Consider the following 20,848-nt stretch of genomic DNA (forward strand, 5'->3'; position numbering starts at 1 on the left):
GGCGGCCGAGGCGACGAAGGTGGCCTCGCGGTCGCCGAAGCAGACGACCGCGGTGACGCCGTCGCCGGTGATCCGCCGCACGTGCTCGTCGGCGACGCGGGGGTTCCACTCGCTCTGCGGCGCGGCGAACGGCTCGGCGGCGCCCAGCCCGAGCGCGGCGACCGCGGCGGTGAACCCTCTGGTGACGGGTGCGGCGGTCGGGTTGCCCGACCGGGTGAGCAGGGCCAGGCGGGTGTGGCCGAGGGCGGCGAGGTGGCGTACGGCCAGGTGGCCGCCGGCCTCGTGGTCGGTGCGGACGTGCTCGCTGGGGTCGTCGCCGTCGTCGAGGCCGCGTTCCATCAGCACGACCGGCACGGGCAGCGCGGTGAGCCTGCCGACCACGGCCGCCGGATCGCCCCGGCCGATGAGGGTGGGCACGACCAGCAGGCCGTCGACGCCGGAGTCGAGCATGCGGCGCAGCGCCGCCTCCTCCTCGGTCGGCTCGTAGCGGGAGCAGGCCAGCAGCAGCCTGGCGCCCGCGCCGGTGAGCGTCTCCTCGATGCCTTCGAGCACGCGCGGGTAGTACAGCGTGGTGTCGGGGACGATGACGCCGACCAGCGCCGCCTCGCCTCTGACGGCGGAGGCGTGCTCGACGACGAAGGTGCCCGCGCCCTGCCGCCTGATCACCAGGCCCTCGCCGACGAGCTCGTCGACCGCCCGCCGGACGGTGGTGAGGCTGACCTCGTGGGTGCGGGCGAGCTCCTGCTCGGTGGGCAGTTTCGCGCCGGTGGGCCAGACGCCGGAGCGGATCTCCGCGCGCAGTTCGGCGGCCAGCCGCTGGAACTTGAGCTCACGAGCCACGTGCACGACGTCCGTCCTCATTTCACCGATCCCAGGGTCATGCCCTCGATGATCCTTCTGCCCAGCCAGACGTAGCAGGCCAGAACGGGCAGCACAACCGTGCAGACTCCGGCGAACAGGCCGCCCCAGTCGGCTCCGTTGTACTGCATGCGCTGCAGGAAGCCGAGCAGGGCGAGGGAGAGGGTGGCGTTCTCCTCGCTCTGCAGGAAGATCAACCCGAACAGGGTCTCACCCCAGTGCTGGATGATGTTGAGGATCATCGCGGTGATGATGCCGCTGCGCGCGAGCGGCAGCATGATCTGCCAGAAGGTGCGGTTGGGCGTCGCCCCGTCGAGGGCCGCCGCCTCCTCCAGTTCCTTGGGCAGCGAGCCGAAGAAGCCGGTGAGGAAGAAGACGGTGAACGGCATGGAGGTGGCGACGTAGAGGATCCAGAGGCCGGTGAGGCTGTCCACCAGGTAGAGCTGGTTCATCATGACGTACAGCGGCAGCACGATGACCTGGGACGGGATGCCGAGGCCGAGGGCGAAGAAGGCGGTGATGCCGCTGTTCCAGCGGGTCAGGATGCGGCTCAGGGCGTAGGCGGCGGGGGCGGCCAGCGCGATGGTGGCCACGGCGGTGCCGACGGTCAGCAGAAGCGTGTTGACCGTGGCGCCGCCGAAGTCGCTGGCCGTCCAGGCGCGCGAGTAGTTGTCCCAGTGGGGGTCGGTGGGCAGCGCCCAGGGGGCGGCGAAGATGTCGCGGGTGGACTTGAGCGAGGTCAGCAGCATCCAGACCGCGACGGCCACGCTGAACAGGGCGAACAGCCAGGCGAAGGGCGATCCGAGCAGCTTGGCCGGGCCGGGGAGCCGGCGGAGTGCGTTCATCGGGGGCCTGCTTTCAGAACTGGACCGTGTCGCGGCGGAACAGCCGGCGCAGGACCACGACCAGCACGCCGACCAGGGCGAGCATGACCATGCCGGTGGCGGCTGCGGAGCCGTACTTGGGTACGCCGCTGGAGAAGGCCTCGGCGTAGGCGTACAGCGCGGTGTTCCAGACCTTGGTCGGGGGGAGCTGCCCGGCGGCTCCGGCGAACGCGTAGATGAACTCGAAGATCTTGATCGCGCTGATGCTCCAGAGCACCGCGCAGACTCCGACGACGTCCCACATCAGCGGGAAGGTCACGTGCCTGAAGCGCTGCCAGGCGTTGGCGCCCTCCAGGTCGCACGCCTCGTACAGGTCCTTGGGGATGCGGTCGACGGCGGCCATCAGGATCGTGGTGAAGAAGCCGGTCTGCACCCAGACCAGGCCGATCATGATGACGGTGAAGAGGTTCTCGGTGCCGAGCCAGTTGGGTGGCTGGTCCACGCCGAAGGCGCGCAGCGCCTGGTTGACGACGCCTTCGGCCTGGAACAGGAAGCCCCACAGGATCGACAGCACCACGCCGGAGACGATGTTGGGGAAGAAGATGATCGCCCGGACCGCCTTACGGCCCGCCATCTCGCGCAGGATGATCGTCAGCAGGAAGCTGAGCGCGAAGGTGGCGCCGCCGACCACGAACAGGATGGTCAGCGTGTTCAGGAAGGAGTCGTGGAAGATCGGGTCGAGCAGCAGCCGCCGGTAGTTGTCGATCCCGGCGAACTCCATCGGGCCCGCGCCCGCCCAGGTGTTCAGGCTGATCCAGGCGGTGGCGAGGGTGGGCAGGATGTAGAAGACGACGTACAGGACGAGCGCGGGCGCGACGAACGGCCAGAACAGGCGGCGCCGCCGCCGGGCGAGCGGACTGGTCCGCTCGGCGGGGGCGGCGGGCGCGGGACCGGTGGCCTTGGGTTGCCTGACTGCGGTGGCGGTCATCAGGCGTTGAGCTTCCAGAAGTCGACGGAGGTGCTCTTGAGCTTGGCGACGAACTCGGCCGCGGAGAGCTTCCCGGTGATCAGTTCGGTGTTCGCCGGCTGGAAGACCTTGGTGTACCAGTCGGCGTGGTCCATCTTCACCCCGTCGAGCGCGGCGTGCGTCTCGGCGGTGTCCAGCGTCTTCTTGACGTCGGCGAGGACGGCGGGAACGTCGATGTCGGCGCGCGGGGTGATGTTGTTCGCCTCCGAGGCGATCTTGGACAGGCGGTCCTTGTTCATGAAGTGGGCGATGAAGCGTTCCGCCGCGTCGGCGTTTCGGGCTTGGGCCGGGATGGCGAAGCCGATCAGCGAGATCTCCTGGGTCTGCTGCCCGGTGGCGCCCTTGGGGAAGGGGAAGGAGCGGTACTCGAAGCCCTCCTTGGCCGACGGCTTGGTCTCGCTCGGCGCGAACGTGCCCAGCAGCAGGAAGTCGGCGTCGCCACCGGCCCACTTCTGCTGGATGGCGGGGAACTTGCTGCCGTCGTAGCCCTTGACGAAGTAGCCGCCCTTGACGATCTGCTCGATCTTCTGGATCGCGGTCACGAACGCGGGGTCGTCGAACTTCGCGCCCGTCTTGTCGGTGGCGGCGGCGCCGAACGCGCCGGGCCCGAGGTCGCGCAGCACCGCGTGGTAGGTCCAGAAGGCGGAGTAGTCGGCGATGTCGGCGTCCAGCGCCAGCGGTCCTCCGCCGCGCGCGGCCTTGCGCTTGTCCAGCAAGGCGATGAAATCCGCCCAGTTCTGCGGCGGCGCGGCGGCCACGTCCTTGAGGGCGTTGCCGTCGTACCAGATCTGCTCGGCCAGCACCTCGTACGGCACCAGCCACGCCTTCCCGTCCTGGGTGGCGTAGTCCCGGTACTTCTGGTCGATGACGTCCCCGACCTTCTTGCCTGTCTCCCCGGGGATCTCCCGCGCGTACACGCCGGTCAGGTCGCGTCCCTGCCCGGTGGCGACGAAGGTGGACTTGACGAACCGGTCGGCGGAGTCGACCAGGTCGGCGGGCACGTTCCTGGTGTTGAGGGTCGGGGCGAGCTGCTTGGCGACGTCGCGGCCCTTCCATTCGACCTTGACCTTGACGCCCGTTTCCTTGGTGAACGAGGCGATCGCCGACTCCAGCACCTTGGCCTGGGGTTCGCCGGCCTTCCACATGGACCAGTAGACGAGCTCGTCGGCGGCCTCCTTGGACGAGCCGCCGCAGGCCGCGAGGCCGAGGGCGAGCGCGCCCACCGCGGTCACGGTTTTCAGCAGGGATGCGTTCATCGAACACTCCGGGAGGGTGGGGAGGGGTTTCGGTCATCCTGCTCGCCAGTTCATTACAGAGTCAACACCATGAATTAGGGATGAATTCGTGGACCTGCGCGGATGTTGCCACCTGGCCGTGGAACTGCTCGGGATTACTTCTTTATTCATCCCTTAGTCGTCCCGTTGGATACGGCCAACCGAGCCGAGGGAGGCCGCATGCCGGAGATCACTCGTAGGACCGCGCTCATGGCGGGGGCGGCGGGAGTCGCGGGAGCCGTACTGCTGCCGCCTGGGCGGGCGGGCGCCGTGGTCGACGGCGACCTGGAGCAGCGGGCGATGGCCATGCGGCCGCCCGTGTTCCTGCTGGAGTCCGCCGTGCCGTCGCACTTCACCGCGGGCCGCGGCTCGACGCTGACGATCAGCGAACAGGTGGCGGTGTGCGGCACCCGATCACTGCGCTGGGAATACGGCCGGCGCTCGACGATCACCGTGAAGGCGCCGCTGCGCTGGGCCCCCGACCCCTACCGGCCGGGAGACGACCAAGCCTGGCAAGGACTGGTGGACGCGTTCGCGGTGTGGATCCACAACGAGACACCCGTCGACGACGTGGTCCGCTTCGAGTTCGGGCGCGGTGAACGGACCGACGCCTGGTTCGAGTTCAGGCTCGGCTTCACCGGCTGGCGGACGGCGTGGGTGCGCTACGCCTACGACATGCACGGCCGCCCGCACCGGGACATGGACACGCTGCGCATCGTGGCCCCCAAGCGGGCGGGAGTCTTGCACCTCGACCAGTTGATGCTCAACGTGCCGCTGCGGCCGGACGCGCCGTGCAGCGACGCGCAGGTGCCCGACATCGCCAAGGAGGGCCCAGACTACGACAACCAGCACTGGCAGGCGCTCTACCTGTTCGACAAGCTCCTGTCCGAGGCGGAACCGGACCCGGTCCCGCCCACGGCGGAGGAGACCGCCTCGCTGCGGGCACTGCACACCCGCTACCACGACGGCTACCTGATCGCGCCGGTCAAGGTGGACGTGGCCGCGCTCACCGCGCAGACCGAGGCGCTGATGGGCCGCCCGGTGCACTCCTACCAGTCGCAGATCTACCCGGTGGAGATCGCCGCCGAGCTCAAGGCGTTCGTCAACCCGGTCACCCTGCGCGTCTGCACCGACCTGATGAAGAGCGTCGCCCAGGCCCACCAGGCCGCCCCCGCCGACCGGCCCGCGCTGGCCGCGCTCTACCTGAGGATCGTCGGCCACCTGCGCGAGCAGGGCTGGACCAGGGGAAGCTGCCAGGGCACCATCCACCACCTCGGCTACGACGCGCGCGGCTACTACGACTCGGTGTACCTGATGCGCGAGGCGCTTCGCGAGGCCGGGATGCTGGAGGAGATCCGCGCCGACCTGGACTGGCTGACCGGGCTGGGCCGGATCTTCCGCGGCTGGAAGCACCGGATGGCGCACGGCAGCACGATGGACATCCACAACACCACCGCGCGCGGCATGCTGGCCGCAGTGTTGCTGCGCGACACCGAAGCCGAGCAGGTCGCCTACCTGCGGGTGCTGCGCGACTGGCTGAGCGAGTCGCTGCTGCCGACGACCGGCATCCAGGACGGGCTCAAGGTCGACGGGACGGCCTTCCATCACGTCGGCTTCTTCCCCGACTACGTCCGCGACGGGTTCGGCGGGCTGGCCCCGATCGTGCACGTGATGAGCGGCGGCGCCTTCGCCCTGTCCGCCGAGGCGTACGGCTGGCTGAAGAAAGCGCTGCTCACCATGCGCGTCTACGCCAACAAGAACCACTGGCCGATCTCGATCAGCGGGCGCAACCCGATCGGCACCACCGCCCTGTCCGTCGTGCCGTACCAGTGGCTGGCCGTCGACGCCGCCGGGGAGCCCGACCCGGAACTGGCGGCGGCGTTCCTGCGGCTGCTGCCCGCCTCCCCCAGCGGCGCGCAGAAGGCGCTGGCCGCCCGGCTGGCGGCGCGCGGCATCACCGCGGAGGCGTCGCCGACCGGCAACTGGACACTCAACTACGCCGCGCTGAACGTGCACCGGCGGGGCGACTGGCAGGTCAGCGTGCGCGGGCACAACCGCTACCTGTGGAGCACCGAGATCTACGTCGGCGCGAACTGGTACGGCCGCTACAACACCTACGGCCAGATCCAGGTGCTGCACCGCGGAGACCCGGTGACCAACCTGGACAGCGGCTACGCGCACAACGGCTACGACTGGAACCGGCGGCCCGGCACCACCACCATCCACAAGCCGCTCGACCAGCTCCGCGGGGATCTCACCGGGGCGATCGAGGAGATGCTGCTGACCGACTCGCGTTTCGCCGGTTCGTGCAGCATCGACGACAAGCACGGCCTGTTCGCCATGGACCTGCGCGAGCATCCCAAGTACGAGGGCTCGCACCGGGCCCGCAAGTCGGTGTTCCTGTTCGACGAGCGAGTGGTCGCGCTCGGCACCGGCATCACCAACGACGACGCGGTCCACGATACCGAGACCACGCTCTTCCAGACCCGGCACGTGGGCGACGTGCTGGCCGACGGGACCGCGCTGCCGTACCCGCATCCGGCCGCCGAGACGGGGGCGCGGTGGCTGCTGGACGACAAGGGGATCGGCTACTACCTGCCGCCCGGTCAGCGGGTCGGGCTGTCGCGCGGTACCCAGTCCTCCCGGCACAACGCCACCGAGGCGGCCACCGCCGGAGACTTCTCCACCGCCTGGATCAAACATGGGACCGCGCCCCGGCAGGGGGCCTACCACTACGCCATGGTCGTCGGCGCGACCGCCGAGGGGATGGCCGCGTTCGCCGCCGGGATGGCGGAGGCGGGGCGGGCGCCGTACACGGTGGAGCGGGCCGACAACCGCGCCCACGTCGTCACCGACCGGCAGAGCGGGATCACCGGCTACGCCGTCTTCGAGCCGGCCGACCTGGACGGGGTGATCCGCCGCGTCGACACCCCGGCGCTGCTGCTCACCCGCCGCGACGGCGAGGCGCTGGTGGTCGCCGTGAGCGACCCCGACCTGCGGCTCTACTCCGGGATCGACCACGACCAGTACGAGCGCGGGCGCTACGTCGGCCACTACAGCCCGTGGTCGCGGCGGTGGCTGACCAGCGCGAGCCACCCCCACCTGCTGCGGGTCACCGTGGCGGGCCGGTGGCGCGCGGACGACGACCAGCCCTGCACCACCCGCGCGCACGGCGACCGCACGATCATCACCTTCGAGACCGTCGACGGACGCCCCCTGCAGGTACGCCTCACGCCCGCGTGATTATGTGCCCTTTCACCGGGGCTGGGCTATGGTCTGCCGTATGGCGACCCCGGGGCGGAGCACGCACGGGCCCGCCACCCTTCTCGGGGTGGCGGGCCTGCTGCTGTTCGCCCTGATGCTGGTCGCCGCCACCCCCGCCTGGTACGGCAGCGACCCCGGTCACCGCTCCTCCGACGCGACCGTCGACGTCTGGGCGCCGGGCGCCTGGGTCTCCCAGTCCTCGACGCCGCCGCTGCCCCCGGGCGGTCCCGAACACCTCCCGCGGCCCTGGCCGCCGCGTCACCCGCTGGCCACCGCTCCGGCGAACCCGCCCGCGCTCCCGGCGTCAGCCTGGCCCGACCGTGACACGATCCGCAGCCCGCAGCAGTCCGGGCATCGCACGTCCGGCTCGCGCAGCCCGCCGACGGCGTAACCGACCTCCCTTCACAGGCCGGCGAGCCTGACGCCCTCTTCGCCGTCGAAACATCACCGCACCCGCCGCGGCACTGCCGCGCGTGCGGTTCCGAAAGGACTCACCACCATGACGCTCAGCGACGTACAACGTCAGAACATCCACCAGGAGCTCCAGGCTCAGCTGATGTGGCGCACCTCCCAGCTCGACGACCTCAAGGCCCAGATGGAGTACGAGGGCGCAGACCGGCAGACAGCCCTTGCCGACCTCGCCGCGACCGACCGGATCATCGCGGAGATCGGACAGAGCCTGCAGCGGCTGGCCGACGGCACCTACGGGGTGTGCCTCGGCTGCGGAGCGCAGGTGCCGTTCGACCGGCTGAAGATCAGGCCGCTGGCCCGGTTCTGCATGACCTGCCAGCTCCGCAACGAGATGCGCTGACGGTGTCCTGCCCGCGCCCCTCGTGCCAGGCGCCTTCGGGCTCGGGCGCGGAAGAGAGGCGGTGCGCCGCCTGACCGTGCGCCGGGGCGGCGAACACGCGCTGCCCCGGCGACACCCGCTCCGGCACCTCCTCGGGCGGCTGGGGGCGTTCGCCGAGCTCGCCCGCCACCCGTACGTGTCCACGACCGTCCCGCCGGCGAGCTGAGGCCGGTCACGGGGTGACCCGGACCCCTTCGTGAGAGCGTTGCTGCCGCTGGCGCTGGCCACCTTCGCGGTCGGCACCGACGCGTTCGTGATGGCCGGCCTCCTGCCGTCCATCGCCGCCGACCTCGAGGTCAGCGTCCCGGCCGCCGGCCAGCTGGTGACCGTCACCATGATTCTGTTCGTCTGGGGTGCCGGAGTCCTGGCCGGCAACCTGGCCATTGCCGGCATCTGGGCCGCTATCTGGGGCATCACCGACGGAATGGCCTCGGTGGTGCAGCAACACCGGCTGGTGACCTTCGCACCCGCCTCAGCACCCATGCTCCTTGGCCTCAACTCCACCGCGATCTACTTCGGTGTAGCGATCGGTGGCGGACTCGGAGGTCTGGCCCAGGAGTGGATGCAGGTCACCTTGCTCGGGGTTCCCGCCGCGGTCCTGGTACTGCTCGCCACCACCATCACCGTCGTGGAGGGGAGGGTCGCCTCGCCAAAGGCCGCCGTGAACCGCCGCTGAGGCAAGGCACCGCCTCGTCATCGGGAAGATCGTTGTCGTGGAAGTCAAGGTCTTCCCGGCCCCCGTGCAGACCCATGACGTGGAGACCGGTTTAGGACCGGTTCGTGTCGTTGAGGAACACTGATCACCGCCCCCGCTGCCCCGGCCGTCGTGGTGGGGATGAGGATCTTGCGGCCGACGCACAGCGCGGGCAGCTCGCCTCGGGCGATGGCGTCGTAGGCAGCTTACGTCCCATCGCCACGCGAGCCCTTCGGTGTGACGAGCAAGGTCACGGTGCGGCGTCTGGGGGTGGCTGATTGGTCGGCGCTGCGCAGCGTGAAGGAGGTGAGGGCGAGGTGTCCGCCCTCGGCCAGGTACCGTGCGGCCACCAGAGCGCGGCCCAGCGCGACCACTGAGCCGCCCTTGGTCCTTCCGCCGGGGACGGTGACCGCGTGGCCCACGACGGTCGTCCTCACGTCCAGGGCCGCGATCTTACGGCCCAGCTCGCGCAGCAGGGCCATGCCGTTGCGGTCGATCTCCGTGCTGCGCGGGAAGAGCCGGGACTCGAACAGCACCCGGACGCTGCCCGAACGACGTTGGACGATCACCCCCGGCATGGCCAGGCTCTTGGCGAGCGCCGCGACCTGCCGGTCACGGCGTGCGTCAGCGGCCCGTTCGTGGTCCGCGGCGGCCGCTCGCTCCGCCGTGAGCGACGACAGCCGCTGTATCAGAGCATCGCGTTCGGCGGTCAGACTCTCCGTCCGCTCGTGGCCGCTTCGCGTGAGCGCCGGCCGGGGTTCGGAATCGGCGGGCAGTACGGCGACGGCCCAGCCGGCCACCGCCACCAGCGCGGCGGCCGCGGCGAGCAGGCCAGGGCGGGTCAGCGGCCGGGACAGGCGGCCGCCGTCGCTGATCCGCTTGATCGTACGGCGTCCCGACGCCGCGGCCGCGTGGTCAGGCGCCGACTCCTGCACCCGGGCCCAGCACTTGTCCGCCTCCTGCAACTCACCGCGCTGGGCGTGCAGCCTGGCCCGCAGGTCGAGCACGTCAGCCGCGTCCCTGTCGGCGCCGTCCAGCTCGTCCAGAAGCTGGACGGCCAGCTCTAGATCCCGCGCACGCGCGGCGGAGCGCGCCAGGTTCACGGTCAAGTGCACGCGCAAGGTGTCGCTCATCGCCTGTTCAACCCGCCGGACTCGATCTTTTCGCGGTCGTCGGTCGGCAGGAGCCTGAGCATGCGCTGGTTGACCGCCTCGAGCGCCGGCATGTTGCCGTCGGCGATGGCCCGCTTGCCCTCGCGGACGAGTACGTCGGCCTGCACCACTTCCTGCAGGGCCGCGAACATCTTGACCGGCCAGTCCGCTGAACGCCTCTCCACCGCGATCGTCAGCGCGTAGGCCCGGTCGATCAGGCCGCGCATCGCCGCCGCGTCCTGCGCCTGGATCGCGTCGCGTACCCGCGCGCGCAGTTCGGACAGCTCCTGCTGGTCGGAGGGGTCCCCCAGCCTGCGGATCAGCTCCGCTGCCTCATCGAGCAGCCCTTCGAGTTCTTGCGTCAACGCGGGAATCTGCGCCGCGGCCTCGATCTCGTCGAGATCTGCGTGCATGTTCCGCAGGCGTTCCTCGGCCGTGGCCGCGGCTCCGGCGTCCACCTTGGCCGCCGCCACCTGCTCGCGGGCGGTCACGAGAAGATCTTCCTCATCCATCTCGGCCAGGCGGCGTGCGGCTGGGCCCGATCCGTCGAACGCCACCGATCTTTGGAGCGAGCTGAGGCGCTGCTCCACGTCGGACAGCATCTCACCCAGTTGCTCAGCGCTCGGGGTCTTGACGTCCGCCAGATTGATCATCGCCTCGAACTGGGTCTGCACCAGTGGAACGTCGGCGACCACGGTGACCAGGCTGGAGGCGTCGACCTCGAAGGTGACCTCGACCTCGCTGCCGGCCGGCAGGTCGATCGTGAGGTCCCTGGGGCGGATCTCCAGCATCCCCACCTTGCGATTGCGCTCTCCACGGGTGCGCTCGCCCTGCAGGACCGGGATGTTGACGGCGGCGTCCGGGTCGGTCCGCCGCAGGGTGATGGAGGTCTGGTACACCTCGCGGACGGTGGCGGGCAACGTGGCGCCCTTGCGCACCATGGGCGAGTAGGTGCCGTCGGCCAGCCGGATCCCGAGCGAATGCGCCAGCCGCACACCTCCGAACTCCAGATCGCGATGCGTGATCGACAGCGTGCCGGGGACGACAGGCTGAGGAGCGCCCGTGCCGTCGAGCAGCTCGACCGTGAACCGCGACGTGCGGCCCTGATCGATGGCGACCTCCGCGGCGAAGGCCCCGGCGGAGTTCAGCAGGATGCGCCCGCTGTCGAAGGGAGGCCGCCCTTCTGGGTTGCTCAGTGTGACGGCATAGCCCGACCAGTCCTCGGCAGGTCCCCGCACCCGCCCGGCGATGGTGGGCGTGGTCGTGGTCACGCTTGGCTCGTAGGCCAGTTCCACCACGTACCCCTCGGCGTCGGCGGCGACGGTGTGCGGGCGCCGTAGTGTGCTGGCGAAGATGGCCGCGCCGCGTGCGACGACGGTGGTCGGGTCGAGGCGGATGTCGAGCTCGATGCCGAGGCCGTGCCGCGGGTCTGCGAGCCGTTCGCGCAGGCCTGGCGCCAGGGTGATGCCGCCGACCAGAAGCAGCCTGTCGATGTCGGCCGGACCCAGCGCGGCGTCTTTCAGCGCGGACCGGCACAGGTTGATCGCGCGTACGTAGAACGGCTCGGCGATCGCATCGAGTTCGCCACGGGTCAGGACCTGCTCCACGGTCCGCGTGGCGCCGCTCTCGTCGACCAGGTCGATGTCGAGCTCGACGCGATCCAGGCGGGAGAGCTGGATCTTGGCTTCCTCGGCCGCGCCCTTCAGCATGGCGAAGTTCCACTCCCACCGCGGATTGTCCCGCTGGAAGTCACGGAAGCCGAGTTCGCGAGCCGCCGCGGGCGCCAAGACCCGCTCGACCAGGGCCCAGTCGATCAGCTTTCCGCCCAGGTAGGAGTCCCCGGCGTGGGTGAGCACCCGCAGCTCGCCGTCGTGCTTGCTGACCACCGCGGCGTCGAACGTGCCGCCGCCGAAGTCGAACACCATCCAGTACGCCTGGTCGTCGGAGTCGTGGAACCCGTACGCGAACGCCGCCGCCGTCGGCTCCTGCACCAGCGGGCAGGCGGCGGTCAGCCCGGCGAGCTTGGCCGCGTCGGTGGTGGCCTTGTTCTGGTTCAACGTGAACGCGGCGGGAACCGTGATCACGGCGGCGTCAGGCGGCGTGCCGCAGTAGTGGGCCGCGTCCGCTCGAAGCGACTTGAGCACCTCGGCGGACATCTGCTGGGGCGTGAGCTCCAGCCCGGACTTGGCGAACCGCTTGCGCGCGTCGGCGAGTCCCATCTCGAGTTTGAACTCCACAGCGGAGTTGTCCGGATCCTTCCAGGCGCGGTCTCGAGCGGGCCGCCCGACCTTGATCTGATCCGCCTTGGGAATCCAGAGCGCGGACGGGGTGATGTCCCATCCGTCGTTGTTTTTGATCACAGCGACGGTGTCGTTCTCGGCCACCGCGATCGCGCTGTTGGTGGTGCCGAGATCGATGCCGAAGTCGATGGTGTCACGCATGGGGGTTCCTCACGTCGTCGTCGCGGTCAATGCTCGGCGGGAGAGGGCAGCCGACGATCACCTGTCCCATCTGGATGTGCCTGTCCATCAGGTAGATCGACGGCCGGACGGTCTCCAGGATCGTCTCCGCGGTCAGGGACGGGTCGTCCTGGAAGAGCATGACCTCCAGCGCGAGGCCCGAGTGGAACGGCTCGCCGTCGTGGTCCTGCACCACCAGCCCGGCCTCGGCCAGCAGGCTGCGCGTCGCCCTGACATAGCGGCCTGCCTGGTGTGTGGCCGTCGTCGGCTTCTCATCCCGCCTGGCGAGCCGGCGTTCGGCCCGCCACAAGTTCGTCGCCGCCGCGGCCAGCGCCTTCTCATCCGGAGCCTTCTCATCCGGCGGCGAAGCGTTCGTGGTGGCGGCCGCGAGCAGCCGTCCCAGCTCGTCCTCCCAGGCCGGGGCCGGGATGCGGAAGGCGCGGTGATGCCCGCGTTGCCCGAGCTCGGCGCGGATCCGGGACAGCAGCCGCTTGGCGGGGCTCACATCATCACCCCCTTGCGCCACAGCCGGAGTCTGGACCGATGCTGTTCGCCCAGGGGCGGCCACAGGTCGATGGCTTCCTCCATGAGATTGGCGGCCCGTTCGAGCTCACCGGGGGTCCGGTAGAGCCGGAGGGCCTCATCGGCGAGATTGCGCGCCCGGTCCGGCTGCGGCTTCGCCCGGGATTCGCCTCGCCGGCGAAGGGCGTCGGCCAGGACGCGGGCGTTGACCGGGCGTTCGTGGGGGTCGAGCTGGAGCGTCGACATCACCAGATCATCCAGCCAGGGGTCGACGTCGTCGTTGTACCTGCCGGGCGGCAGCAGCGGCCGCTTGAACCTGGCGAAGGAGTAGGAGGAGTACCGCCCGCTCTCGCCGTAAGGAAGATGGCTGGTGAGCAGGTAGTAGGCGATCGTACCCACCGACCACATGTCGCTCGCCGTCGAGTAGCCCTGGTTGGTCAGCACCTCAGGAGCCATGAACGCCAGGGTGCCCTTCGCGCTGGCCGTGCGCGTGACCGGGTCCGCCCGCTTGGCCAGGCCGAAGTCGCTCACTCGCACCCGCATGACGCTGCCGTCATAGCCGACCAGAATGTTGGCCAGGCTGATGTCGCGGTGCAGGATGGGCGGATCCTGCTCGTGCGCGACCGCGAGCCCTCTCGCGATCTGCTCGACCACATCGACCGCGATGTCCGTCGGCACGCCGTGCGGGTAGGCCTGGGTGAGGTTCTCCAGGCTGCCGCCCGGGAGGTACTCCATCGTGAAGAACCCGCGCAGGCCCTCCGGAGTCTGGACCGTGTTCGCGTCGAACAACCGGACGATGTTGGCGTGCCCGAGTGTGGAAAGCAGCCGGGCCTCGTCCAGCATCCGGTGCGTCTCCTGCAGCGAGGCGACCTTCTTGAACAGTTTCATCGCCTGCAGCCCGAGGTAGGCGTGCCTGACCCGGTGCACCTCGGCGAAGGCGCCCTCACCGAGCAGCCGGTCGATCACCAGGGTGTCATTGACCCGATCACCGCTGTTGAGCAGTGCCATCGCCCCTCCCTCCGTACTCCACGGCGATCACCGAGACGTCGTCGGTCGATCCGCTCGCCACGGCGGAACGGATCAGGTGCTCACACATGCCTTCGAGCCCGTCGGCCTCGCAGAGGATCGTGCGCAGCGCCTCGTCGTCCACGCTGCCGGTGAGGCCGTCCGTGCAGAGCAGCAGGCGGTCGCCCGCCTTGAGCTCGTGGACCGAGACCCCCGGCACGACCTGGCCGGGCATCCCCAGGAATCTGGTGAGCCTGCCCTCGTGGATGTGGTCTTCCGTGAGGCGATCGACGTGGCCGTCGCGAGCCAGGTAGATCCTGCTGTCACCAAGGTGTACGGCCAGCGCCGCGCCGCTCCTGACGACGAGCAGGGCGGCGGTGGCGCCCGTGGTGCCGGGTCCGCAGCGGGCGGCTCGCCGTACCCCCTCGTTGAGTGTGGCGGCCACCTCGGTCACCACGCGCGTGACCCCGGGCGCCCGGATCGCGGTGACCTGGTCGTGCACCCGGCGTGGTAATCGCTCGACGACGGTGCGCGCCGTGGCCGCGGCGTCGGCCATGCCACCGATGCCGTCGGCCACGATGAACGTGCCGCTCGCCTGATCGACCGCGGCGACGTCCTGGTTCTCCCCGTGCCGGGTGCCCGCCTGGGTGCGCATCGCGTATCTGATCATCTGCTGACGTTCAGCCGGTAGCCGATGCCTGTGACGGTCTCGAGGATGCGCGGGCTGGAAGGGTCGGCCTCGATGCATCTGCGTACGGCGCGCACCACGCCGGCAAGGTCGGCCCTGGTGTAGGAGTGATGTGGCGCCCATTCCTCGCGCGGCCCCCACAAAGCGGTGATCAGCGACTCGTGCTCGCACGCGACCGCGGCGCCATTGGTGCCGCGCCCGGCCATGTAGCGCAGCAACTGGTGGCTCTGCGGGCGCAGGCCGGTGATGAGGGTCTCCCCGCTGTGCTCGACGCGATAGGCCCTGGCCGACACCCAGTCGTAGCGCAGGCTCGGCCCGGTATGCCGCACGTCGGTCGGCGGACCGATCGGCGCGGGCCGTGTGGTGTGGGGGTCGAGGAAGGTCATCTCCCAGTACTGCGGCTCACCCTGCGGGCTCATGTCTCCGAGAATCATCAGCGTGTCGCCGTGCTGGATGCGCTTGCGCCCCTGCAGCCGCTCGGTCACCTCACCGTGCCGCATCAGCGTGCCGTTCACGCTGGCGTTGTCGGTCACCGACCACATGCCGTTGGCGAAATCCAGCGTGCAATGCAGACGACCTACCCAGCGCTGGGGATCGGGGCCCAGTTCCACATCGGGGGCATGCTCGGGAGAGGCACGGCCGATCGTGATCGGCCCGCTCCCAAGTTCGACCGTCCTCACCACCCCCTCCGGTGAACGGACGCGCAACGCCACCGCCTGAACCACTTCGACAACCTCCTGCTGCGAAATCTGCCTTGTCTGTTCACCGCGGGCCTGGGGGAACCAGATGGTCGCGTCATGGCAGACCGCCCGTGAACTTCTTGTCGTCCTCCCGGCTCGCCAGGCACACGGCGTAGAGGTCGAGGGTCTTGTCCTGCCACCAGTCCTCGCCGGGCCAGTTGACGTTCATCCGATGTTTCTTTCGCGTGCCCAGCTCGTCACATTTGGCCTTGGCCGTCCGCCAAACCTTGTCGTCGCCCGGCCAGGCCTGGGAATGGCTGAAAAGTATCGGGTATCCGAGGATCTCAGCCCAATGTGGGAGGTCGCAGCGCCCGATCGGAACCTTGTGCGGATCTGCCTTCCAGGCCTTCTGGTCCACCACACAACTCCCCACGGGGGGAGCCTCCGTTCTCCGGGACGGGTGAAGATCCATGGTCACCACCGCCGCGCTTTCCGGCTTGGGCGGGGGATCGACGACGTGCTTGCCGGTCGCCGGTCCGTCACCGCGCCTGGTCAGCACGCACGGCGTGTAGTTCTCGAAACGGCCGCCCCCGTCGTTCCAAAGCTCCTTGTCCGGCACCAGGTAGCTGGTGGTGTAGGTGTCGAAGGACAGGTTCTGGCGCGCCTGCAGCCTCGCGCACTCGAAGGCGGCCGCCGAGCGGATCCGGTCCTCGCCGGGGTAGGGCGAGGGCACCTTGCCGAGTGGGACATAGCCAAGCACCTCGCCCCAATGCGATTGGTCGCAGCCGACTTTCTGGAACTCCTTCTGCCCTGTCCCCCAGCCGTCCTTGGCCTCCACGCACGTGCCGATGGCGGCGTTCTCCGCCTTGGCCTCGGAGAACAGGAGTACGGCGTCCGAAGAGGCGCCGAACCACGAGTTCCACAGGATGGCGGCCAGGACCAACGAGAATCCGAGAAGCCATGGCACGCGCCTGTCCCAGCGGACGAGCCACGTGAGGAACCGTCTCAGTGAGAACCGCTTCAGCGAGGTCGGCCTGGGCAGGCTGACGCCGAGCCTGGCTGCCATCTGGTCCAGCAGCTCATCCCGCCAGGGCTGGTCCGGCATGACGCGCCGTACCTCGCGAAGGATCTTTACGGCCACGCGAGGCCGACCGGCGATCACCCACGATCGGGCCTGTCGCTCAATTTGTTCGAAGGCCTTGACGGCCTCGTCCATGGCGTCGCGGTTCTGCTTGATCCGCTCCACGGTGTGAGGATCGGAGGTCAGCCCCGCAGCCTTGTCGAGCAGTCCCCGGACCGACAGGTCAACCGCGGCGGGCCCGTACCTGTCCAGCAGAGCCGCGGCACAGTTGTTGAGCACGATGGCGATCTCATCGCGGACGTTGGCCGTGGCCCTGTGCCGCTCATGCGGCACCAGCTTTTCCAGCCGAGGCACGCACGGTACGGCCCGCTCGTCCACGATCTCGGCCGCCCGCATGGGATCACCGGCCTCCAGTGCCTGTAACGCGGCCTGCAGCGCCGCCCGTATCTCTTCGTAGATCGGGGCGGCGATCTCCTCCAGCAGGTCGTCGATCACCCGGCCCGGCACCATCGGCCAGCTACGGGCCACGTTCGCCAGCCGCCACTGGCCGGGCCCCTGCCTTGCCGTGAGCTCGATCAGCGGTTTGACCAGCGCCGTCGGCAGCTCCCCTCGAAGCGCGTCAATGTCGGACTCTGCGAGCTGCCGGTCGTCCAGCGCCTCGATCCGATGCCGGAGGTGATCCCAGAAGACCGCTCGGCGCAGGACCATGCCCCACTGACGGCCGGCCTCCGACCAGAGATACTTCAGATCGGTCAGGTCCTGGCCCACTGGATGGCCAGGCGCGAGTTCCCTGTCGAGAGCGGCGCTGTGAGCCAGGACGGCCAGGTCGTGATCTCGATGCAAGCTCGCCGGGCAGGAGCACGAGGCGTCCGGGGTTTCCCAAAGCCAGAACACCTCGTCCACCAACCGCAGGCGTGGATCCAGCTGGAGGCGGTCGAACGCGGCGCGCACCTCGTCGTGACCGACGGGCAGATCATGCCCGAGGTCGAAGTCGGCACCGACCTCGAGCGCGGACAGCACCTTCTGTCTGCGCCGCCTGATGGTCCGCCGGTCGGCGTACGTCGACAACCCGGTGACCCGGAACGCGTTGCGTGTGTACAACGCGGATCCGGCCGCCTCGGCCATTGCAGCGCTGATCGTATTGCCTGCCCCTATCATTTCCTCCCCATCGCCATCGAGATCCCCTGACCAGATCTTGGCCGGGACTGACACGGCGCCCCATGGTGTGCGCATGGAATCCAGATGGTCGCTTACTGCAGATCGTCATGGCCCCGTCAGGCGAACGTCAAGGAATTTGCCTGCCGACCTGCTTCCAACTCGTTCCCATGGTCGTCATGTCGCGCCACCAAAGATGCTGGACGGGCAAGCGGCCACTGAGGAAGGAACTGCTGTTGACGCATTCCGGTCCGTGGCGGTGAAGACGGGCGGAGGGTCTATCCGACGTGCTCGTGCTGTGGGAGTCCTCGCGGGGCGATCGAGGGTCTTCGAGCAGACGTTCCCAATTCCGCCTGGGTCTGGTGGCAAACCCGAGAAGCCGAGCGATGGTTGTCGGTGTAGGCGCCTGGTTGGCTTGGTGCTGGTTGCGGGCCGTTGTCCTTGCTGACTCGATCGTAGGTCGCGGCGCGTAGGTCATGATCGAGCATTGCGGGGGGCACGATTACCTCCATCGCCGGGCCGTGTGCTTAACTCAAGAATGCCGCTGTGGTTAGTGTCCCCCGGGCCGCAAATTACCGCCTTCACGGAATACCGTTCGGCTGGAGCCGTGTTGTGCCTCTCGCCGAGGAGGCGACCGCCACAGCGGCCTTAACGTCTTACCAGGCGCCCCACATCGCGTGGGGCGCCTGTTCGTATGCGAATCAGGCCTCTGATCTGCGGCGAAGCGTGGTAGCCAGCCCTCGACGTTCTTGATCATTCCGAAGCGACGCGTTGTGGATCATGGCTCGAGTGCCTGCCAGACCTTGGCGTTGGTGGCCCCTGAGAAGGTGCCGGCGCCGCGGGTGTAGAAGAGCCAGCCGTCGGGCATCCGGTTGACCGGGTGGGCCTCCAGGCCGCCGGTGATGCCGTACCACTCCTCCACCACCTCGGGCCGTTGGACGGCCGTCTCCCACTCCTCGACGGTCTCGGCGAACTTGGCGTCCGCGGGCTGCTTGGCAATGTCCAGTTGCGCGCCGATCTCCTCCCAGGAGATCCCGGCCGTGCGCTGGGCGACCGGCCGGGAGTAGATGGCCACCACGAAGTGGCCCGCTCGGCGACCTCCTGGGCGGTGGCGGCCATAGGGACTGTTCGGTGAAGGGGCGTCGTCGTGGACCGGTGCCCGCCGGCGCGCAAGATGCCGTAGAGAAAATCTGGAAGATTTCTGCAACAACAACGAAGGCCGAGACGTCCCTGGGTGGTGGAGTTCGAGGAGTTCGTCCGCGCCAGGAGCCATGCGCTGCTGCGTTATGGCCTGGTGCTGACCGGCAGCGCCGATGATGCTGCCGATCTGGTGCAGGAGGCGCTGCTCAAGCTGAGCTCCTCCTGGCGAGCAGTACGCAACAAGGACGACCCCGAGGGATACGTCCGGACGATCATGGCCCGGCAGCATGTGAGCTGGTGGCGCAGGCAACGGCGGGAGCATCTCACCGCCGAGGTGCCCTCGCCGGTCCACGAGGACGAACACGAACTCGGCGAGATCTGGCAGCGGCTGCGGGCGCTGCCGGCAAGGCAACGCGCGGTGCTGGTGCTGCGCTACTACGAGGACCTCGCCGACGGGGAGATCGCCGCGCGGCTGGGCATCTCCCAGGCGACCGTACGCAGCCAGGCCTCGCGGGCGCTGGCCACCCTTCGCATCCGCGCACAAGCACTCACCGGGAGGTGGCAGTGACGACCGAGGAGAAACTGGCCCAGGCGCTGCGGACCATCGCCGATCGGGTCGAGAACCAGGACGTGCTGTCCGGCGTCCGGGTGAAGCGGCGCCGCCGGACGCGCAGGCGGACGACGGGGGCCCTGGCGGCGCTCTGCGCGGTGGTCCTGGGCTGGGGCGTGCTGGTCGCCTGGCCGTCACCACGCGTTGTGGTGGAGCCGGCCGCGCCGAGAGCGGGTTCGGTTGAGCGGGTCTGGCCGCAGGCGGTGTTCATCCTGCCGAAGGGCTCCAGGCCTCTGACGGCGATCAGCGCCACCGAGGTACTGGTCTGGAACGATCGGGGCACAATCGAGGTCTACGACGCCGCTGCCAAGCGGTCGCGCGTTGTCACCGCGCTCCCCCAAGCTCCGCAGTATCAGGCCGTTGACGGCGATCAGGTGCTCTGGCTCGCCGACGGCCATGCCTGGGTCGCCCCTTTGAGGAGCGCTGGGCGAGCGAGGAAGGTCGGGTCGATCGCTGGGGAGAACGTCGATCGGATCGCGCTCGCCGGGGAGTACGTCGTCTGGTCATCGCCGCTGGAGGGCGTGTGGCGGATGCGGCTCGACGGAGGCCGCCCGGAACAGGTGGCCAGGTCCAAGGGGCTGCAGCTCGTGGCGTGGCCCTGGGCAAGCGACGAGCCGCTCGACGTGCGGACGAACCCGACACGGGTCGTCAACCTGCAGACGGGACAGACCATCAAGATCCGGCCTCTGCCGGGAGTGGAAGGGCTGCGCTGCGGGCCCACCTGGTGCGCCGGGACACGCGGAGAGAACACGATCGTGCAGCGCACCGACGGTAGCTGGAGCCGAGTCCACCGGGCAGGGCTGCGCGGTTATCCGTACCGGGAGCGGCTCTTTCCCGGCTCCGGGGAGATCTACGATGCCCGCACCGATACGACGGTGACCTTCGATGGAGCCAGACTTGAGACGCCGGGCAGCAGGCACTGGTCGGGGGGTGCCGGGGTCATCTTCTGGCCGCGCGACGATGGAGTGGTCACCGTGAACTTGGCCGCCGTTCCGTAGCGGGCGGCGGGATCCCCTGCCGGCCGCGCCAAAGAACACACGATCGGCTCCGCCGCCGGGGCGGCCCGTCGCGCACTTCGATACTGACGACCCCGCCTTCTCGTCCTGGTCGTCGGCGACCAGGACGAAAGCCGGGTGCCTGTCCTCGCTTCATCCCCACATCCCCTGAAAGCCTCCGTCCTCCTCCTGCTGGCCGTCGCCCAGCCCGGCGCGGACCCCGCAACCGGTCCCGATCGCCCTGCACGCACGGTTCTTAGGGGAGGGCGGCGCAGCAATGCGTCGCCCTTACCCGGCGAGCGGAGAGCCGGAACCAGGCATTCTCCCTCGGGGTGCCGCTCGGCGTCGAGCTGCTCTCCGTACTGCTGACGCTCGTGGCGGCCCGGCGCCGCCATCTTCTGTGGCCTCATCGCCTCCGTTTAACTAGCCAGCGGCCGGGACATCTCGGCCGCGCCCGATGTCGGCATTCCGCTGCCCTAGGAGCCGTTTCTTAGATCTGCTGACTAATTGTGGTGATGTTGTCACGATTGGGTCATGGGTCGTGGTGATCTGACCAATGCGGAGTGGGAAC

Annotated in this window: 19 protein-coding genes; 7 read left to right on the plus strand and 12 right to left on the minus strand. The window is 69.3% G+C overall.

Annotated features, from left to right (window positions below; genetic code table 11):
- The 4 genes from ACFWYW_RS57030 to ACFWYW_RS57045 form a co-directional block, all read right to left on the minus strand.
- Positions 1 to 861 (minus strand): GntR family transcriptional regulator (locus ACFWYW_RS57030; protein ID WP_379641421.1); only part of this gene is annotated, 861 nt, incomplete at its 3' end.
- Entirely contained in the window at positions 858 to 1,703 is an 846-nt protein-coding gene (locus tag ACFWYW_RS57035) for a carbohydrate ABC transporter permease (RefSeq protein ID WP_358059329.1), read from the minus strand. The genes ACFWYW_RS57030 and ACFWYW_RS57035, both read right to left, overlap by 4 nt.
- 13 nt (positions 1,704 to 1,716) lie before the next feature.
- Complete coding sequence (locus ACFWYW_RS57040) at positions 1,717 to 2,670, minus strand: sugar ABC transporter permease (protein WP_358059326.1); 954 nt, start codon at positions 2,668 to 2,670, stop codon at positions 1,717 to 1,719.
- Positions 2,670 to 3,965 (minus strand): ABC transporter substrate-binding protein, encoded by a 1,296-nt coding sequence (locus tag ACFWYW_RS57045; protein ID WP_379622600.1) that lies wholly within the window; start codon positions 3,963 to 3,965, stop codon positions 2,670 to 2,672. Before ACFWYW_RS57045 ends, ACFWYW_RS57040 begins: the two co-directional genes overlap by 1 nt.
- Before the next feature lie 198 nt (positions 3,966 to 4,163).
- On the opposite strand from ACFWYW_RS57045, the gene ACFWYW_RS57050 reads away from it, so the two are divergent.
- From ACFWYW_RS57050 to ACFWYW_RS57070, 5 genes are all read left to right on the plus strand, one after another.
- A complete protein-coding gene (locus ACFWYW_RS57050) occupies positions 4,164 to 7,226 on the plus strand; it encodes a chondroitinase family polysaccharide lyase (RefSeq protein ID WP_379622602.1) in 3,063 nt (1,020 codons plus the stop codon).
- Between the two features lie 40 nt (positions 7,227 to 7,266).
- Positions 7,267 to 7,638: a hypothetical protein gene (locus tag ACFWYW_RS57055; protein WP_379622604.1), complete on the plus strand. Its 372-nt coding sequence runs from the start codon at positions 7,267 to 7,269 to the stop codon at positions 7,636 to 7,638.
- 108 nt (positions 7,639 to 7,746) lie between these two features.
- Complete coding sequence (locus ACFWYW_RS57060; RefSeq protein ID WP_379622606.1) at positions 7,747 to 8,058, plus strand: TraR/DksA family transcriptional regulator; 312 nt, start codon at positions 7,747 to 7,749, stop codon at positions 8,056 to 8,058.
- Between the two features lie 61 nt (positions 8,059 to 8,119).
- A complete protein-coding gene (locus tag ACFWYW_RS57065; protein WP_379622608.1) occupies positions 8,120 to 8,263 on the plus strand; it encodes a hypothetical protein in 144 nt (47 codons plus the stop codon).
- Positions 8,264 to 8,293: 30 nt separating this feature from the next.
- A complete protein-coding gene (locus ACFWYW_RS57070) occupies positions 8,294 to 8,773 on the plus strand; it encodes a hypothetical protein (RefSeq protein ID WP_379622610.1) in 480 nt (159 codons plus the stop codon).
- A gap of 224 nt (positions 8,774 to 8,997) precedes the next feature.
- Here the strand turns inward: ACFWYW_RS57070 and ACFWYW_RS57075 are convergent, their stop codons facing one another.
- From ACFWYW_RS57075 to ACFWYW_RS57110, 8 genes are all read right to left on the minus strand, one after another.
- Entirely contained in the window at positions 8,998 to 9,924 is a 927-nt protein-coding gene (locus ACFWYW_RS57075; protein ID WP_379622613.1) for a hypothetical protein, read from the minus strand.
- Positions 9,921 to 12,383, minus strand: coding sequence for an Hsp70 family protein (locus tag ACFWYW_RS57080; RefSeq protein ID WP_379622615.1), 2,463 nt, complete (start codon positions 12,381 to 12,383; stop codon positions 9,921 to 9,923). Before ACFWYW_RS57080 ends, ACFWYW_RS57075 begins: the two co-directional genes overlap by 4 nt.
- A complete protein-coding gene (locus tag ACFWYW_RS57085) occupies positions 12,376 to 12,906 on the minus strand; it encodes a hypothetical protein (protein WP_379622618.1) in 531 nt (176 codons plus the stop codon). Before ACFWYW_RS57085 ends, ACFWYW_RS57080 begins: the two co-directional genes overlap by 8 nt.
- Entirely contained in the window at positions 12,903 to 13,931 is a 1,029-nt protein-coding gene (locus ACFWYW_RS57090) for a serine/threonine-protein kinase (protein WP_379622620.1), read from the minus strand. The genes ACFWYW_RS57085 and ACFWYW_RS57090 overlap by 4 nt, the downstream gene beginning before the upstream one ends.
- Entirely contained in the window at positions 13,909 to 14,598 is a 690-nt protein-coding gene (locus tag ACFWYW_RS57095) for a PP2C family protein-serine/threonine phosphatase (RefSeq protein WP_379622622.1), read from the minus strand. Before ACFWYW_RS57095 ends, ACFWYW_RS57090 begins: the two co-directional genes overlap by 23 nt.
- On the minus strand, positions 14,595 to 15,341 hold the full coding sequence (locus ACFWYW_RS57100; protein WP_379622624.1) for an FHA domain-containing protein: 747 nt from the start codon (positions 15,339 to 15,341) through the stop codon (positions 14,595 to 14,597). The genes ACFWYW_RS57095 and ACFWYW_RS57100 overlap by 4 nt, the downstream gene beginning before the upstream one ends.
- Before the next feature lie 70 nt (positions 15,342 to 15,411).
- A complete protein-coding gene (locus tag ACFWYW_RS57105) occupies positions 15,412 to 17,502 on the minus strand; it encodes a septum formation family protein (RefSeq protein ID WP_379622626.1) in 2,091 nt (696 codons plus the stop codon).
- Between the two features lie 808 nt (positions 17,503 to 18,310).
- A complete protein-coding gene (locus ACFWYW_RS57110; RefSeq protein ID WP_379622628.1) occupies positions 18,311 to 18,610 on the minus strand; it encodes a hypothetical protein in 300 nt (99 codons plus the stop codon).
- Positions 18,611 to 18,766: 156 nt separating this feature from the next.
- On the opposite strand from ACFWYW_RS57110, the gene ACFWYW_RS57115 reads away from it, so the two are divergent.
- Positions 18,767 to 19,240: a SigE family RNA polymerase sigma factor gene (locus ACFWYW_RS57115; protein WP_379622630.1), complete on the plus strand. Its 474-nt coding sequence runs from the start codon at positions 18,767 to 18,769 to the stop codon at positions 19,238 to 19,240.
- A complete protein-coding gene (locus ACFWYW_RS57120) occupies positions 19,237 to 20,280 on the plus strand; it encodes a hypothetical protein (protein ID WP_379622632.1) in 1,044 nt (347 codons plus the stop codon). The genes ACFWYW_RS57115 and ACFWYW_RS57120 overlap by 4 nt, the downstream gene beginning before the upstream one ends.
- Positions 20,281 to 20,848 lie beyond the last annotated feature (568 nt).

It is taken from the genome of Nonomuraea sp. NPDC059023, from assembly GCF_042740095.1.
Taxonomy (GTDB): domain Bacteria; phylum Actinomycetota; class Actinomycetes; order Streptosporangiales; family Streptosporangiaceae; genus Nonomuraea.